Genomic DNA, 16,649 nt, shown 5'->3' with positions numbered 1-16,649 from the left:
CGCGGGCGCTGCCGACCACCTGCAAGAAAGATCCCCATGACCGAACTGCTCCCCAACTACGCTGCCGGACGCTGGCAAACCGGCCAGGGCCCGGGCGCCGTGCTCCAGGACCCGGTGCTGGGCGACGACCTGGTGCGCGTGGATGCCACGGGCCTCGACCTGCCCGAGGCCTTCCGGTTCGCCCGCGAACAGGGCGGCTCAGCCTTGCGTGCGTTGACCTACCGGCAGCGCGCCGCGCTGCTGGGCGCCGTGGTCAAGGTACTGCAAACCCACCGCGACGCGTACTACGAGATCGCCACGGCCAACAGCGGCACGGTGAAGAACGACTCCGCCGTGGACATCGACGGCGGCATCTTCACGCTGGGCCAGTACGCCAAATGGGGCGATGCGCTGGGCGATGTGCGCGCGCTGCGCGATGGCGACGCCGCCCGGCTCGGCAAGGAGCCCGTGTTCCTGTCGCAGCACCTGCAGGTGCCCGCGCGCGGCGTGGCGCTGTTCATCAACGCCTTCAACTTCCCGGCCTGGGGCCTGTGGGAAAAGGCGGCGCCCGCGCTGCTCTCCGGTGTGCCGGTGATCGTCAAGCCCGCCACGTCCACCGCCTGGCTCACGCAGCGCATGGTGCGCGACGTGGTCGATGCGGGCGTGCTGCCGGCGGGCGCGCTGTCGGTCATTGCGGGCAGCTCCGCCGGGCTCATGGACCAGCTCGCGCCGTTCGACGTGGTCTCGTTCACCGGCTCGGCCGACACGGCCGGCATCATCCGCGCGCACCCCGCGGTGGCCCGGCGCTCGGTGCGCGCCAACATCGAGGCCGACAGCCTCAACAGCGCCCTGCTGCTGCCCGATGCGGCGCCCGGCAGCGACGCCTTCAACCTGCTGGTGCGCGAAGTGGTGCGCGAGATGACCGTCAAGTCGGGCCAGAAATGCACCGCCATCCGCCGCATCCTGGTGCCGGCGGGCGTGTACGGCGCTGCGGCCGAGGCCATCGGCGCCAAGCTCGCAGGCGTGACGGTGGGCAACCCCCGCAACGACGGCGTGCGCATGGGCTCGCTCGTCAGCACCGCCCAATTGCACGCCGTGCGCGAGGGGCTGGCGCAGCTGTGCGCCCACGCCGACATCCTGCACGACGGCCGCCACCCGCCGCTGGTGGACGCCGACCCCGCCGTGGCGGCCTGCATCGGCCCGGTGCTGCTGGGTGCGCGCGACGCCGATGCGGCGGCCGTGGTGCACGACGTCGAGGTGTTCGGCCCGGTGGCCACGCTGGTGCCTTACCGCGATGTGGACCATGCCCTGGCGCTCGCACAGCGCGGCCAGGGGTCGCTGGTGGCATCGCTGTACGGCGCCGACGAGGCCGCGCTGGGACATGCCGCCGTGCAGCTCGCAGCCAGCCATGGCCGCGTGCACGTGGTGACGCCCGACGTCGCGCAGGCCCACACCGGCCACGGCAACGTGATGCCCATGTCGCTGCACGGCGGCCCGGGGCGTGCGGGCGGCGGGGCGGAGCTCGCGGGCCTGCGGGCGCTGGGCTTCTACCACCAGCGCAGCGCCGTGCAGGCCAGCCCTGGTGTGCTGGCCGCGCTGGGCCTGTGACCGCCCAGGCGCAGACGACGGCAGCCGCCAGCCAGGACGCAGCACCAGAAAAACGCCAGCGAACCACGGAGACATCGCCATGACCACCCTGCCAGAGCGTTTCAACTTTGCACAGCACCTGTTCGACCTGAACCGCGACCACGCGCAGCGCACGGCCTACATCGACGACCGCGGCACGCTGAGCTACGGCGACCTGCAGGACCGCGCCCGGCGCCTGGCCGCTGTGCTGGTGGATGCCGGCCTGCGGCGCGAAGAGCGGGTGCTGATGCTCATGCACGACACCAGCGACTGGCCCGTGTGCTTTCTGGGTTGCCTGTACGCCGGCGTGGTGCCCGTGGCGGTGAACACGCTGCTCACGGCGGACGACTACGCCTACATGCTGGGCCACAGCCGCGCCCAGGCCGTGCTGGTGTCGGGCGCGTTGCTGTCCGTGCTGCACAGCGCCATGGCGCTCGGCCCGCACGAGGTGGCCGCGCTGTGGGTGTCGCAGCCCACGCAGGCGGTCGGCAAAGGGGCCGTGGCGCTGGACGAGGCCATTGCCTATGCGCAGCCGCTGCCTGCGCCGGCCGCCACCGGACCTGACGACCCGGGCTTCTGGCTGTACTCGTCGGGCTCCACTGGCAAGCCCAAGGGCACGGTGCATACCCACGGCAACCTCTGGTGGACGGCCGAGCTGTACGGCAAGCCCGTGCTGGGCCTCACGCGCGACGATGTGTGCTTCTCGGCCGCCAAGCTGTACTTCGCCTACGGGCTGGGCAATGCGCTCACGTTCCCGCTGTCGGTGGGCGCCACCGTGGTGCTGATGGCCGAGCGGCCCACGCCCGATGCCACCTTCCAGCGCTGGGTGGACCACCGGCCCACCGTGTTCTTCGGTGCGCCCACCGGTTTTGCGGGCATGCTGGCCTCGCCCCGGCTGCCGTCGCGCGCCCAGGTGGCGCTGCGCATGTGCTCGTCGGCCGGCGAGGCGCTGCCCGCCGAGATCGCCCAGCGCTTCAAGGCGCATTTCGGCTGCGACATCATCGACGGCATCGGCTCCACCGAGATGCTGCACATCTTCCTGTCCAACCGCCCGGGCGACATCCGCTACGGCACCACGGGCAAGCCCGTGCCCGGCTACGAGGTCGAGCTGCGCGGCGAGGACGGCCGCCCTGTGGCCGACGGCGAGGTGGGCGACCTGTACATCCGCGGCCCCAGCGCCGCCCTGATGTACTGGAACAACCGCGACAAGACGCGCGACACCTTCCAGGGCGGCTGGACCAAGAGCGGCGACAAGTACGTGCGCGACGCAGACGGCTACTACACCTACGCCGGGCGCAGCGACGACATGCTCAAGGTCAGCGGCATCTACGTGTCGCCCTTCGAGGTCGAGGCCACACTGATGCAGCACGCCGCCGTGCTGGAGGTGGCGGTCATCGGCAAGCAGGACGGCGAGGGCCTGACCAAGACCAAGGCCTTCGTCGTGCTCAAGGACGGCCACGGCGCGACGCAAGAGGAGCTCAAGGACTTCGTCAAGGACCGCCTGGCGCCCTACAAGTACCCGCGCTTCATCGAGTTCGTGCCCGAGCTGCCCAAGACCGCCACCGGCAAGATCCAGCGCTTTCGCCTGCGCGAGCAGGAGGCGCAGGCATGAGTGCCAAGGCCGAAGTCAGCGAATTCGCCAACATTGCCTGGCGCGGGCGCGAGGTGCAGGTCGAGTACCAGTGGATCGCGCCCGAGCGTACCGACGCTCCGCTCGTGGTCTTCCTGCACGAAGGCCTGGGCTCGCTGGCGATGTGGAAGGACTTCCCGCAGCGGCTGTGCGCGGACGGCGGCTTTCGGGGCCTGGTGTTTTCCCGCCCCGGCTACGGCCGCTCCACGCCGCGCGCGGCCGACGAGCGCTGGGGCATGGACTTCATGCACCGGCAGGCCGAGGAGGTGCTGCCCGCGCTGCTGCAGGCGCTGGGCGTGAGTGAAGCGCCCTTGCTGTTCGGCCACAGCGACGGCGCCTCCATCGCGCTGCTGTACGCCGCCCGCTTTCCGGAAAGCGTGGCCGGCCTGGTGCTGCTGGCGCCGCACATCTTCGTCGAGGACGTGACCATCGCCAACATCGAACAGGCGCGCGCCGCCTACGAGACCACCGACCTTCCGCAGAGGCTCGCCCGCTACCACGACGACCCCGATTCAGCCTTCTGGGGCTGGAACCGCATCTGGCTCGACCCCGCCTTTCGCGGCTGGAGCATCGTGGCCGACATCGCCGCCGTGCGCGCGCCTGTGCTGGCCGTGCAGGGCCTGGACGACGAATACGGAACGCTGGCGCAGATCCGCGGCATTGCCGAGCGCGTGCCGGGCACCCGGCTGCTGGAGCTGCCCGCCTGCGCGCATTCCCCCCACCGTGACCGGCCCGGCGACGTGATCGCCGAGACGGTGGCGTTCATCACGACAACATCCAGGAGACAACCATGACATCTCGCTACGCACGCACGGCATTCGCAGCGCTGGCACTGGCCTGCGGCGCCACCGCAGGCACGGCCCAGACCACCGACAAGCTCAAGGTCGGGCTCATGCTGCCGTTCAGCGGCACCTTCAGCGCGCTGGGCGTGGCCATCGAGAACGGCTTTCGGCTGCACGTGGCCGAGCAGGGCGGCAAGCTCGCGGGCCGCGAGATCGAGTTCTTCAAGGTCGATGATGAATCGGACCCGGCCAAGGCCACCGACAACGTCAACAAGCTCATCAAGCGCGACGGCGTGGACGTGATCGTCGGCACCGTGCATTCGGGCGTCGCCACGGCGATGGCGCGCGCCGCCAAGCAAAGCGGCACCCTGCTCATCGTGCCCAACGCGGGTGCGGATGCGGTCACGGGTGCCCTGTGCGCGCAGAACATCTTCCGTTCGTCGTTCTCCAACTGGCAGTCGTCCTACGGCATGGGCACCGTGGCCGCGAAGCAGGAGAAGAAAAAGACCGCCGTCACCATCACCTGGAAGTACGCCGCCGGCGACGAGATGACCGAGGCCTTCAAGGAAGGCTTTGAAAAGGAAGGTGGCAAGGTCGTCAAGCAGCTCACCGTGCCGTTCCCGAACGTGGAGTTCCAGGCGCTGCTCACCGAGATCGCGGCCACCAAGCCCGACGTGGTGTTCGCATTCTTCGCGGGCGGCGGCGCAGTCAAGTTCGTCAAGGACTACGCAGCCGCCGGGCTGAACAAGGTCACGCCGCTGTACGGCTCGGGCTTTCTGACCGACGGCACGCTGGAGGCGCAGGGCGATGCCGCGCAGGGCCTGCTCACCACCCTGCACTACGCCGACGGCCTGAACACCCCGCGCGACAACGCGTTCCGCACCGCCTACGCCAAGTCCTTCAAGCTGCAGCCCGACGTGTACGCAGTGCAGGGCTACGACGCCGCCCAGATCCTGGCCACGGGCCTGAAGGCCGTGAAGGGCGACATCGCGAAGAAGGCCGAGTTCGCTGCCGCCGTGCAGAAGGCCACCATCGACAGCCCGCGCGGCCCCTTCACCATGAGCCGCGCCCACAACCCCGTGCAGGACATCTACCTGCGCAAGGTGGACGGCAAGGAGAACAAGGTCGTCGGCGTGGCCGCCAAGGCGCTGGCCGACCCCGCGCGCGGCTGCAAGCTGTAAACGGCTGGCAGACCGTCTCCTTCAACACAGGACACACCTTCCATGGACATCGGAACCTTCCTGGTCCAGTGCCTGAACTCGGTCCAGTACGGGCTGCTGCTGTTTCTGGTGGCATCCGGGCTGACGCTGATCTTCGGCATCATGGGCGTGATCAACCTCGCGCACGGCAGCTTCTACATGATCGGCGCCTACATGGCGTTCGCGCTGTCGCCGCTGTTCGGCGACCAGTTCCTCGTCATGCTGCTCGCGGGCATCGCGCTGGCGGCGGTGCTGGGCTACCTGCTGGAGTGGGCGTTCTTCAGCTACCTGTACCAGCGCGACCACCTGCAGCAGGTGCTGATGACCTACGGGCTCATCCTCGTGTTCGAGGAACTGCGTTCGCTGCTGGTGGGCAACGACGTGCACGGCGTCAAGGCGCCTGCGTGGCTCGACGGCAGCTTCGCGCTGGGCGAACTCATGAGCTACCCGTGGTACCGCCTCTTCGCGTCGGCAGCCTGCATCGTGCTGGCCGTGGGGCTGTACTGGGTGGTCAACCGCACCCGCCTGGGCATGATGGTGCGCGCCGGTGCCAGCAACCGCGACATGGTGCGCGGCCTGGGCATCGACATCCGGCGGCTGTACCGCATCGTCTTCGCGGCGGGCGTGGCGCTGGCGGCGCTGGCCGGGATGATCGCCGCGCCCATGTCCTCGGTGTACCCCAACATGGGCGCCAGCGTGCTCATCATCTGCTTCGTGGTGGTCGTCATCGGCGGCATCGGCTCCATCACCGGGGCGCTGGTGGCGTCGCTGCTGGTGGGGTTTGTCGATACCTTCGGCAAGGTGTTCTTCGCGGAAATCAGCGGCATCGGCGTGTACCTGCTGATGGCCGGGGTTCTGATCTGGCGGCCCGAGGGGCTGATGGGGCGCAAGGCATGACGGTCATGAATCCATCCACTCCTTCACCGGCCCCCCTCCGCCCCGCAGGCGCTGCGGCGGGCTCGCCTGGCAGGGCCGGCGGGCACCTCATCGCCACGCTGCTGCCGGTGGCCGCTGCCATCGCCGTCGGCGCGGGCGGCATGGCGCTCAGCCCTTACCTGTCGGACCTGCTGGTCAAGGTGATGATCCTGTCGATCTTCGCGCTCAGCCTGGAGCTGCTGGTGGGCATGGCCGGCCTCGTGAGCCTGGGCCATGCCGCCTTCTACGGCATCGGTGCCTACACGGCGGTGCTGGCCTCGGGCCAGGAAGGTGGCAACCTTGTCGTCCTGCTGCTGCTGTCAATGGGCGCCGCCGCCGTGTATGCGCTGGCCGTGGGGGCGCTCAGCCTGCGCACGCGCGGGGTGTACTTCATCATGGTCACGCTGGCGTTTGCGCAGATGGCCTACTTCGTGTTCCACGACACCAAGGTGGGCGGCGGCAGCGACGGCATCTACCTGGATGTGCGACCGTCCATCGGCAGCCTCAGCCTGGAGTCGCGCGGCGTGCTGTTCTACACGGTGCTGGCGGCGCTGGTGTTCACCTACGGGCTGCTGGCGCTGGTGCGGCGCTCGCGCTTCGGGGCGGCGCTGGCGGGCATCCGCGTGAACGAGCAGCGCATGCGCGCGGCGGGTTTTCACACCTACGGCTACAAGCTGGCAGCCTTCGTGCTGGCGGGGGCGCTCGCCGGGCTGGCCGGCTTTCTGCTGGCCGCGCGCGACGGCGTGGTGAACCCGGAGCTGCTGTCCTGGCACACGTCGGGCGACGTGCTGCTGATGGTGATCCTGGGCGGCATGGGACACCTGCGCGGCGCGGTGATCGGCGCGGTGGTGTTCACCCTGCTCAAGGAGCTGCTGTCCACGCACGCCGTCTTGGGGCCGCTGGCCGACCACTGGCAGCTGACCCTGGGGCTGTCCATCATCGTCTTCGTCGCGCTGCTGCCCAAGGGCCTGGTGGGCGTGGCGCAGCGCCTTTCGCTGAAGGGCCGCCCATGAGCGCCGCCGCACTGCTCTCGGTCAAAGGCCTCACGCGCCGCTTCGGAGGTCTGGTGGCGGTCAACGCGGTGACGCTGGACCTGCGCCTGGGCGAGGTGCATGCCGTCATCGGCACCAACGGCGCGGGCAAGTCCACGCTCATCAACATGCTGTCGGGCGAGCTGGATGCCTCCGACGGGCGCATCGCGCTCGACGGGCGGGACATCACGCGGCAATCGCAGGCGCGGCGCGCGCTGGCCGGCGTGGGGCGCAGCTACCAGCGCACCACGATCTTCCCGGAATTCACCGTGCACGAGAACTGCCGCCTGGCAGCGCAGGCCGCGGCGCCCCAGCCCTGGAAGCTCTGGCAGGCCGCCGCGGCCTGCAGGCACAGCAACCAGACGGCGCACGAGGCGCTCGAAGCCGCCGGCCTGGCCGCCGACGCGCACCGCACGGCAGGCACGCTGAGCCACGGCGCCAAGCGGCAGCTGGAGGTGGCGATGTGCATCGCCACGCGGCCCCGCGTGCTGCTGCTCGACGAACCCCTGGCCGGCATGGGCGCCGAGGAAACCGACCGCATGCTCGCGCTGCTGTCGCGCCTCAAGCGCAGCCACGCGATCTTGCTGGTGGAGCACGACATGGATGCGGTGTTCCGCATTGCCGACCGCATCACCGTGATGGTCAACGGTGCGGTGATCGCCACCGGCGACCCCGCCGAAATCCGCCAGAACCCCGAGGTGCGCACCGCCTACCTGGGCGACGGGCACTGAGATGCGCACCGCCCCGCAGCAACCCAAGGAGACCGCCATGCTCAACGTCACCGGCCTGCACGCGCGCTATGGCGACAGCCATGTGCTGCGCGGCGTGGACGCCGAGATTCCCGCCGCCACCTCCGTGGGCCTGCTGGGCCGCAACGGCATGGGCAAGACCACGCTGATCCGCACGCTGATGGGTTACGTGCGCCCGCCGGCCGGCGAGGTGCGCATGTACGGCCGCGCCGTCACCGGCTGGGTGCCCGAGAAGATGGCGCGCCTGGGCATCGGCTACGTGCCCGAAGGGCGCGGCATCTTCCCCAACCTGAGCGTGCGCGAGAACCTGGTGATGAGCGCCCGCGCCGGCCCCGACGGCGGCCGCGCCTGGACCTTCGACCGCGTGATGGCCACGTTCCCGCGCCTGGCGGAGCGGCTGGGCCACGGCGGGCAGCAGCTGTCCGGCGGCGAGCAGCAGATGCTGTCCATCGGCCGTGCGCTCATGACCAACCCGCGCCTGCTGATCCTGGACGAAGCGACCGAAGGCCTGGCCCCGCTGATCGTGGTGGAGATATGGCGCGTGATCGCCGAGATCCGCGCGACCGGCATCGCCACGCTCATCGTGGACCGCGACTGGCGCAAGGTGCTGGCGCACACCGACCGCGCGATGGTGATGGAAAAGGGCCAGATCGTGCTGCAGGGCGCATCGGCCGGGCTGCTGGCCGATCCGCAGGCCCTGCACGGGCTGCTGAGCGTGTAAGCCCCCGGCGCACGCGCCCCACCGCAGCCGCTTCACCATTGCCCCCGGCATTCCCAGGAGACCCCATGACACGCTCGATGGCGACTTCCCTGCATTGCCTGCGGTGGCCGCTTGCCGGGGCTGCGCTGGTCGCCCTGTTCGCCTGTGGCACCACCGGCCAGGCGCCTGCCGTGCCCGCCCCGGCCGATGCGCTGGTGCAGGTGCGCAACGCGCCGGCCGCGCCCTCCGCCACGCTGGCATCGCGCCCGCTGTGCCGCTACCCGCGCTACCCGCGCTATCCGCAGTACGTGGGCGGGAACGCGCGCAGCGCGGCCAGCTACCGCTGCGCCGTGTCCGCGCCCTGAGGCACCCACTGCCCGGCAGTGTCCACGGCAGCCAGGACGCCCGGTTCAGGCCGGCACGCGCCGCTGCAGTCCCGCCAGGTCCAGCACCGTGATGCCGCCATAGCCGATGGCGATCAGCTGCGCCTGCGCCAGCCGTTTCAGCGCCGCATTGCAGCGCTGGCGCGACAGTCCCGAGAGGTTGGCGATCTCCTCCTGCGAGACATGCAGGTGCGGGTCGCTGCCGGGGTGCAGGAAGGGGTGGAACAGCCCCACCAGCGCGCGGGCGACCTGCGTGTCGGTGTCCAGCAGGTGGTAGGCCGTGAAGTTGCCCAGGAACCAGTGCATGCGCTCGTTGATCTGGCGCAGCAGGAAGTGGTCGAAGCTGCGCTCCGTGGCGTGCAGCCATTCGAAGGTGTCCACCGGCAGCAGCGCCACGCGGCTGGGCCGCAGCGCGATGATGTCGGCGGTGCGGGGCACGCCGCGCAGCAGCGTGCCTTCGCCGAACCAGCTGCCCGCGGACAGGCCGCCCAGCGTCACCGAGCGCCCGTCGTCGGACGTCACCGTCCACTTGAGCAGCCCTTCGATCGCGCCGTACCAGTGCAGCGGCACGTCGCCGCGCCGGCACAGCGCGCCGCCCTGCGGCACGTTGACCTCGCGCAGGTCCTCCAGCACGCGCTGCTGGGCTGCGGCGTTGAGCACCGGAAACCAGGCCGAGTCGTTCAGCAGTTCGGCGGCCGTGGGCGCAGCCTTTTTGACCAGCATGGGAAGCGTTCTCCAACGGGCAGGGCCGCACGGTTCCTCGTATACCCTGAGTCCAAATGTCATCGCAATGACTGAGTATGCAAGCGCCCGAAAAAATAATGCGTGCAGTACCATTTTCCCTCAGCCAATGCCATGACCCAGCGCAAAGTCATCGTCACCATCGCCCCCACCGGCGGCATGGCGCACAAATCGCAGAACCCGCACCTGCCCACCCAGCCCGCCGAGATCGCCGAGGACGTGCAGCGCTGCTGGAACGCCGGGGCCAGCGTGGTGGCCATCCATGCGCGCAGGCCCGATGACGGCGCCACCTGCAACGCCGACATCTACCGCGACATCAACACCCGCATCCGCGCCAAGGGCTGCGACATCGTCATCAACAACTCCACCGGCGGCGGCGTGCACGGCGACATGGTCAGGCCACTGCCCGGCAACCGCTGGGAGATCGCCTGGGAAGAGCGCATCAAGGGCATGGACGCAGGCGCCGAGATGTGCACCCTGGACGCCACCACGCTCAACCTGAGCTTTGACGGCCGCGAGATCCTGATGGACACCCCCCTGAGCCGCGGCCGCGAGCTGGCCGCCGGCATGAAGGCGCGCGGCATCAAGCCCGAGTGGGAGGTCTTCAGCCCCACCCACATCCTGCAGGACACCACCACCCTCATCGACGAGGGGCATGACGACGACGGTCCGCATTTCATCAACCTGGTGATGAACGTGCACCGCGCCTTCCAGAACGCCATGCCGTACTCGCCGCGCCACCTGCAGATGATGGTGGACACGCTGCCCCAAAACAGCCTGTTCTGCGTGAGCGGCATCGGCCCCTCGCAGCTCGAAGCCAATGTCGCGGCCCTGCTGCTGGGCGGCCATGCGCGCGTGGGGCTGGAGGACAACCTGTACTACCGCCACGGCGAGCTGGCCACCAACGTGCAGCTCACCGAGCGCATCGTGCGCGTGATCCGCGAGCTGGGCATGGAGCCCGCCACGCCCGCCGAGGCCCGCGCGCTGATGGGCCTGCCGCGCGTGGGCGGCCCCCGCCCCGAGTTCGCGCCGCACTGAACGGCACCATCCCGCCATCGCATCCATCGCCGCCGCACCCATCCCCACCAGAAAGAAAGAGGAGACAAGGAATGATGAAGCCGACACGCCGCCAATTCATGCACCACGTGGGTGCTGCCACCGCGCTCGGGGCCCTCGCGCCCTGGAGCGCCTTGGCGCAAACCATCGAGCAGGTCAAGATCCTGTATGGCTTTCCGGCCGGCAGCGCGGGCGACAGCGTCGCGCGGCGCGTGGGTGAAAAGCTGGCGGGCTCCGCGTACACCCGCAACAGCGCCGTGGTGGAGAACAAGCCCGGCGCGGGCGGCCGCATCGCGCTGGAGTCACTCAAGGGCGCACCGGTGGACGGCAGCGTGCTCACGCTCTCGCCGTTCTCGTGCACGTCGATCTATCCGCACATCTACAGCAAGCTGAGCTACGACCCGGTGAAGGACTTCGTGCCCGTGTCCATCGGCGCGGTCATGCACCATGGCCTGGCTGTGGGCCCGCTGGTGCCGGCCTCGGTCAAGACCGTGAAGGACTACCTGGCCTGGGCCAAGGCCAACCCGGGCCAGGCCAACTACGGCTCGCCCGCCGCGGGCTCCACGCCGCACTTCATCGGTGCGCTGCTGGGGATCAACAACGGCGTGGACCTGAAGCACGTGCCCTACCGCGGCTCCATCCCCGGCGTGACCGATGTGGTGGGCGGGCAGATCGCCTCCATGGTCACCCCCAGCGGCGACTTCATCCCCAACCACAAGGCGGGCAAGCTGCGGCTGATCGCCACGTCCGGCCAGGCACGCTCGCCGTTCTCGCCCGAAGTGGCGACCTTTGCCGAACAGGGCTTCCCCGAGCTCACGACCGAGGAATGGTTCGGCTTCTACGCCCCCGCCCGCACGCCGGCCGGCGTGGTGGCTGCCGCCAATGCGGCCATCAACCAGGCCATCAAAGAAAAGGCCGTGATCGACAGCCTGGCCGTCGTGGGCCTGATCGCCAAGGGGTCGACGCAGGCCGAGATGGCAGCGTCGCAGCAGGCGGAGTTCGAGCGCTGGGGGCCGCTGGTCAAGAAGATCGGGTTCACGGCAGAGTCTTGAACAGGTCTTGACGCAACTCTGAGCCGCTGCGCAACAACGACAAGGAAAATCTTCGATGGATTCGACAGTGAAGCGCGTGGCCGTGGTGGCCACCGGCGTCATCGGCGCCAGCTGGGCGGCCTACTTTCTGGCGCAGGGCCTGGACGTGGAGGCCACCGACGCCGCAGAAGGCGCCGAGCAGCGGCTGCGCGAAGCGGTGGCCCGCCACTGGCCTGCACTGGAGCAACAAGGGCTGGCACCCGGCGCCAGCATGGCCCGGCTGCGGTTTCACGCGCGGCTGGAAGATGCAGTGGCGCAAGCGGACTTCGTGCAGGAGAACGGTCCGGAGCGCGAGGATTTCAAGGCCGACCTGATGCGCCGCATCGACGCGGCGGCACCCCCGCACGCCATCGTGGCGTCCAGCTCGTCGGGCCTGTCGGTATCGGCCATGCAAGCGCAATGCGCCCGGCCGGAGCGCGTGGTGCTGGGGCACCCGTTCAACCCGCCGCACATGATCCCGCTGGTCGAGGTGGGCGGGGGCGGCAAGACATCGCCCGAGGCCGTCGCTGCCGCAATGGCCTTCTACACCGCCATCGGCAAGCGCCCCATCCATGTGCGCCGCGAGATCCAGGGCCACATCGCCAACCGCCTGCAGGCCGCACTGTGGCGCGAGGCGTTCCACCTGGTGAATGAAGGCGTGGCCAGCGTGGCCGACGTCGACACCGCCATCGCCCAGGGCCCCGGCCTGCGGTGGGCGCTGATGGGGCCTTTCATGAACCTGCACCTGTCCGGCGGCGACGGCGGCATGGCCCATCTGCTGGCCCACCTGGGCGGCCCCATCGAAGGCTGGTGGGACGACCTGGGCGCGCCGCGCATGACGCCCGAGTTGCAGCGCCGCGTGGTCGAGGGCGTGGACCAGGCGCTCGGCGGGCGCACCCAGGCAGAGCTGGCGCAGGCGCGCGATGCCCTGCTCATCGGCCTGCTGCGCGCCAAGAGCGCATCCCCCGGGCTGGACACGCCGACCTGATGCGCCGGGCGCTCCCCATCACCTGCCTCACCCAGACACCGCCAGAGAGACACCACGCCATGCACCCCGGATTCCTTGACGACGACACCCAGATCGCACTGGCATTGACCACCCAGACCCGTGCGGACGACGGCTCGATCACGCTGCAGTCCCCTGTGCCGCTGGGCGACTATGCGCGCTGCATCGGCGAGTGGCTGGAGCACTGGGCGCTTGAGACGCCCGACGCGCTGGCCCTGGCCGAGCGCGATGACAAAGGTGAGCACTGGCGCAGCCTGACGTACGGCGAGTTGCGCCGCGCTGTGGGCGCCGTGGCGCAGTCGCTGCTCGACCTGAAGCTGCCCGCCGACCGCCCCGTGGCGATCCTGTCGGACAACGCGGTGGACCACGCGGTGCTCATGCTCGCGGCGATGCATGTGGGCCTGGCCTCGTGCTCGCTGTCCAGCGCCTACGCGCGCTCCAAGGACTCCACTCGGCTGCACAGCATGCTCGCGGCGCTCGGGCCGTCGCTGGTCTACGCGTCTGATGCCCGGGCATACGCACCGGCCCTGGCGGGGTATGCATCGGACGCGCTGCAGGTCTACAGCCGCCACGCCGACGAGGTGCCGGGCGCGCTGCCCTTCGCGCGGCTGCTGCAGGGGGTGGAGACCCCGGCCGTGCGCCAGGCGTTCGACGCCATCGCGCGCGACGGCCATGCCAAATACTTGCTGACGTCAGGCTCCACCGGCCGGCCCAAGGTGGTCATCAACACCCACCGCATGCTCTGCGCCAACCAGCAGATGATGGCCCAGACCTGGCCCTTTCTGACCCACGAAAAACCGGTGCTCGTGGACTGGCTGCCGTGGAGCCACACCTTCGGCGGCAATCACAACCTGAACATGGTGCTGTGCCACGGCGGCACGCTCTACATCGACGAAGGGCGGCCCGTGCCCGGGCTCATCGAGAAGACGGTGCGCAACCTGCGCGACGTGAAGCCCACCATGCTGTTCAACGTGCCGCGCGGCTTCGATATGCTGCTGCCCTTCCTGGAAGCGGACGAGCAACTGGCTGCCGAGGTCCTGTCGCGCATGCGGCTGGCGTTCTATGCGGCTGCGGCGCTCGCGCCGTCCACCTGGCAGCGGCTCGAAGCGCTGGCCCTGCGCGTGCGGCCCGCGCAGCCGCTGTGGCTGACGACGTCCTGGGGCTCCACCGAGACATCTCCCGCCGTCACCAGCGCGCACTGGCGGCTGGAGAAGGCCGGCTGCATCGGCGCGCCGCTGCCCGGGCTGGCGCTCAAGCTCGTGCCCAACGGCAGCAAGCTGGAGATGCGGGTCAAGGGCGTGTCGGTGTTTCCGGGCTACCGCAACGCGCCGGCCGAGACGGCGGCCGCGTTCGACAGCGAGGGCTTCTACCGCATCGGCGACGCCGGCTACCTGGTGGACCCCGAGCGGCCCGAGCGCGGCGTGGTCTTCAACGGGCGCGTGGCCGAAGACTTCAAGCTCTCCAGCGGCAGCTGGGTGTCGGTGGGCACGCTGCGCGTGGAGCTGATCTCGCAGCTCGCGCCGCTGGTGCAGGACATCGTGCTCACCGGCCACAACCACGACGAAGTGGGCATGCTGGTGTTCCCGTCGGCAGCGGGCGCGGCCGACCCTGCGAAGCTCACCGCCGCCCTGCAGGGCGTGATGCGGGCCCGGCGCAACGCCGGCGCGGGCTCGTCGCAGTGCCCCACGCGCGCCCTGGTGCTGGCGCGGCCGCCCGATGCGGACAGCGGCGAGATCACCGACAAGGGCTACATCAACCAGGGCGCGGTGCTGGCGCTGCGGGCGGCCGATGTGGCGCTCCTGCAGGCCAGCCCGGTGGACGAACGGGTCATCACCGGCTAGTCCATCTTTACAAACCGGGGCAGGCCCAAGTCCTTACAATATGAGAATCATTCTTATTAGCCACGGGCCTGACCACACTGCGCCCCCAGCCGTCCCGGTCCCGAACCTGCTGCGTTCGGGCCGCCCTTTGTCAGGCTGCGTGCGCCGTGGTTGCCCACTATTACCAAGAACTGCTGAACTACTTTGCCCGCATGGTGCGCAGCCGCGACACGGCGGCAGACCTGGTGCACGAGGCCTACGCGCGCGTGCTGGCGCTGCAGCGCAGCGGCGAGGCCGTGGCCCAGCCGCGCGCGCTGCTGTACCGCACCGCGCGCAACCTGCTCATTGACCAGCACCGCCGCCATGTGGTGCGCGGCACGGTGCCTTCGGAGGCCGACGACAGCCTGCCCGATGTGTCCGAATTGCCCGCACCCGCCGTGTGCGAGCCCGAGGCCGCCTTCACCTCCGCGCAAGGCGTGGCCTCGATGATCGCCACCATCGAATCGCTGCCGCTGCGTTGCCGCGAAGCGTTCATCCTGCACAAGTTCGACGGGCTGTCGCAGGCCGAGGTGGCCGCGCAGATGGGCATCTCGCGCAAGATGGTGGAGCAGCACATAAAGCGCGCCATGGTGGCCTGCCGCGCGTGCCGCGCCACCGCACAGGGGGAGGAGCAGCCATGAGCGCGCAACCCCCCATGTCCATGCCGGACGGCGCCAACGGCTGCATCGACCACATCGACGGTGAAGCCTTGGACTGGCTCGTGCGCAGCCAGGGCGCACCGGATGCCGCCACGCTGCAGGCCCTGCATGCGTGGCGCGACGCCGACCCGCGGCATGCGGCGGCGCTGGCGCGCTGGCAGCAGGAGTGGCGCGCGCTCGACGCATTGCCCGCAGCGGCAGTCCGGCAGCTGCGCGCGGGCTTGACGCAGGACAAGGCCCGTGCCGGCGCACCGGCCCGCCCACGTGCATGGACCTGGAGTTGGAGCTGGAGTTGGGGGCAGGGCGCCGCCACGGCCGTATCGGTCTGCCTGGTGGCTGCTGCCACGGTCATGGGCTACCACCACTGGCAGCAGCAACCCGTGTATGAGCAGGCCCTCTCCACCGGCCTGGGCCAGCAGTCCGAGGTGCACCTGCCCGATGGCAGCACCGTGCGCCTGGACACGAACACCCGCCTGGACGTCACCTTCCGCCGCCAGCGCCGCGAGGTGGTGCTGCCGGAAGGTCAGGCCGTGTTCAGGGTGCAGGGCGATGTCGCGCGGCCGTTCGACGTGCTGGCAGGGCCCTTGCGCATCACGGTGGTGGGCACCCGGTTCTCGGTGCGCTACACGCCCGGCGTGCCGGGCGACGCCGGTGTGCGCGTGGCGGTGGAAGAGGGCCGCGTGCGCGTGGCGCGCGCTGCCGATGCCGGGCCCGAGGTGGTGGAGCTGACCGCAGGCCAGCAGGTGCGCAGCGCTGCGGACGGCCACCTTGCCGCCATCGCCCCCGTGCCCCCTGCGGGCATCGCACCCTGGCGCGATGGGCGGGTGAGCTTCGACGACACGCCCTTGTCGCAGGCGCTGGCCGAGTTCGCCCGGTACGGCTCCACGCAACTCGTGGTGCGCGACCCTGGCGTGGGGGCCCTGCGCCTGACCGGCACGTTCGACCCGCGGCGGCTGGATAACTTCACCCGGGCACTGCCCAGCGTGCTGCCCGTGCAGCTGCGCGCGCACGGCGCGGTCACCGAGATCGTGGCCGCTCCCCACCCCCAGTAGCCACCTCGGTATCGGCAGGCTGCAGGCCGTTCCTGGCCGTCCGCCGCCGGCGGATGGGTCTGCGCGCCTGTGGGCCCCGCGCGCCCCGCCTTGCCCTGCACAGGGCCCCGCATCTTTTTTCAAAAAACTTTACCCACCGACCTAGGGGGATGGCTTCGGCCTGCGTCTACATGAGAAGGCGTCTTATTCAAACATCCATTCCAACATCCGTT

16 protein-coding genes are annotated in these 16,649 nt (G+C 70.0%); 15 read left to right on the top strand and 1 reads right to left on the bottom strand.

The features are described 5' to 3' along the window. Positions 1 to 36: 36 nt before the first annotated feature. The 9 genes from ACSQ3D_RS11980 to ACSQ3D_RS11940 all read left to right on the top strand — a co-directional run bounded on the left by ACSQ3D_RS11980 (position 37) and on the right by ACSQ3D_RS11940 (position 8,976). Positions 37 to 1,587: a 3,4-dehydroadipyl-CoA semialdehyde dehydrogenase gene (locus tag ACSQ3D_RS11980; protein WP_436127035.1), complete on the top strand. Its 1,551-nt coding sequence runs from the start codon at positions 37 to 39 to the stop codon at positions 1,585 to 1,587. Positions 1,588 to 1,666: 79 nt separating this feature from the next. Then, entirely contained in the window at positions 1,667 to 3,217 is a 1,551-nt protein-coding gene (locus ACSQ3D_RS11975; RefSeq protein WP_436127034.1) for a benzoate-CoA ligase family protein, read from the top strand. Beyond that, positions 3,214 to 4,029, top strand: a complete 816-nt coding sequence (locus tag ACSQ3D_RS11970; RefSeq protein WP_436127033.1) for an alpha/beta fold hydrolase — start codon at positions 3,214 to 3,216, stop codon at positions 4,027 to 4,029. Before ACSQ3D_RS11975 ends, ACSQ3D_RS11970 begins: the two co-directional genes overlap by 4 nt. Next, entirely contained in the window at positions 4,026 to 5,198 is a 1,173-nt protein-coding gene (locus tag ACSQ3D_RS11965; RefSeq protein WP_056417441.1) for an ABC transporter substrate-binding protein, read from the top strand. Before ACSQ3D_RS11970 ends, ACSQ3D_RS11965 begins: the two co-directional genes overlap by 4 nt. A 42-nt stretch (positions 5,199 to 5,240) precedes the next feature. After that, positions 5,241 to 6,113: a branched-chain amino acid ABC transporter permease gene (locus tag ACSQ3D_RS11960; RefSeq protein WP_056417445.1), complete on the top strand. Its 873-nt coding sequence runs from the start codon at positions 5,241 to 5,243 to the stop codon at positions 6,111 to 6,113. Between the two features lie 5 nt (positions 6,114 to 6,118). Continuing rightward, entirely contained in the window at positions 6,119 to 7,144 is a 1,026-nt protein-coding gene (locus ACSQ3D_RS11955; RefSeq protein ID WP_436127032.1) for a branched-chain amino acid ABC transporter permease, read from the top strand. Further along, on the top strand, positions 7,141 to 7,893 hold the full coding sequence (locus tag ACSQ3D_RS11950; protein WP_436127031.1) for an ABC transporter ATP-binding protein: 753 nt from the start codon (positions 7,141 to 7,143) through the stop codon (positions 7,891 to 7,893). The genes ACSQ3D_RS11955 and ACSQ3D_RS11950 overlap by 4 nt, the downstream gene beginning before the upstream one ends. A gap of 37 nt (positions 7,894 to 7,930) precedes the next feature. Next, a complete protein-coding gene (locus ACSQ3D_RS11945) occupies positions 7,931 to 8,632 on the top strand; it encodes an ABC transporter ATP-binding protein (RefSeq protein WP_436127030.1) in 702 nt (233 codons plus the stop codon). 65 nt (positions 8,633 to 8,697) lie between these two features. Next, positions 8,698 to 8,976 (top strand): hypothetical protein, encoded by a 279-nt coding sequence (locus tag ACSQ3D_RS11940; protein WP_436127029.1) that lies wholly within the window; start codon positions 8,698 to 8,700, stop codon positions 8,974 to 8,976. A 45-nt stretch (positions 8,977 to 9,021) separates the two neighbouring features. Here the strand turns inward: ACSQ3D_RS11940 and ACSQ3D_RS11935 are convergent, their stop codons facing one another. Continuing rightward, positions 9,022 to 9,717, bottom strand: a complete 696-nt coding sequence (locus tag ACSQ3D_RS11935) for a Crp/Fnr family transcriptional regulator (RefSeq protein WP_436127028.1) — start codon at positions 9,715 to 9,717, stop codon at positions 9,022 to 9,024. A 132-nt stretch (positions 9,718 to 9,849) separates the two neighbouring features. Here ACSQ3D_RS11935 and ACSQ3D_RS11930 point away from each other — a divergent pair, with 132 nt between their 5' ends. The 6 genes from ACSQ3D_RS11930 (at position 9,850) to ACSQ3D_RS11905 (ending at position 16,437) form a co-directional block, all read left to right on the top strand. Next, positions 9,850 to 10,773: a 3-keto-5-aminohexanoate cleavage protein gene (locus tag ACSQ3D_RS11930; RefSeq protein ID WP_056417456.1), complete on the top strand. Its 924-nt coding sequence runs from the start codon at positions 9,850 to 9,852 to the stop codon at positions 10,771 to 10,773. A 74-nt stretch (positions 10,774 to 10,847) separates the two neighbouring features. Beyond that, positions 10,848 to 11,843, top strand: a complete 996-nt coding sequence (locus tag ACSQ3D_RS11925) for a Bug family tripartite tricarboxylate transporter substrate binding protein (protein WP_436127208.1) — start codon at positions 10,848 to 10,850, stop codon at positions 11,841 to 11,843. A gap of 55 nt (positions 11,844 to 11,898) precedes the next feature. Beyond that, positions 11,899 to 12,849, top strand: a complete 951-nt coding sequence (locus ACSQ3D_RS11920; protein ID WP_436127027.1) for a 3-hydroxyacyl-CoA dehydrogenase NAD-binding domain-containing protein — start codon at positions 11,899 to 11,901, stop codon at positions 12,847 to 12,849. A gap of 59 nt (positions 12,850 to 12,908) precedes the next feature. Next, positions 12,909 to 14,708 (top strand): feruloyl-CoA synthase, encoded by a 1,800-nt coding sequence (locus tag ACSQ3D_RS11915; protein ID WP_436127026.1) that lies wholly within the window; start codon positions 12,909 to 12,911, stop codon positions 14,706 to 14,708. 146 nt (positions 14,709 to 14,854) lie between these two features. Beyond that, positions 14,855 to 15,367, top strand: coding sequence for a sigma-70 family RNA polymerase sigma factor (locus ACSQ3D_RS11910; RefSeq protein ID WP_436127025.1), 513 nt, complete (start codon positions 14,855 to 14,857; stop codon positions 15,365 to 15,367). After that, the gene (locus ACSQ3D_RS11905) at positions 15,364 to 16,437 is read left to right on the top strand and encodes a FecR family protein (RefSeq protein ID WP_436127024.1); all 1,074 of its coding nucleotides are present in this window, start codon (positions 15,364 to 15,366) and stop codon (positions 16,435 to 16,437) included. Before ACSQ3D_RS11910 ends, ACSQ3D_RS11905 begins: the two co-directional genes overlap by 4 nt. The last annotated feature ends 212 nt before the right edge of the window (positions 16,438 to 16,649 follow it).

Source organism: Acidovorax sp. LjRoot117, from assembly GCF_964252695.1.
Lineage (GTDB): Bacteria > Pseudomonadota > Gammaproteobacteria > Burkholderiales > Burkholderiaceae_C > Acidovorax.
Note: the sequence above shows the minus strand (reverse complement) of the source record. Positions and strands in the feature narration are given on the sequence as shown.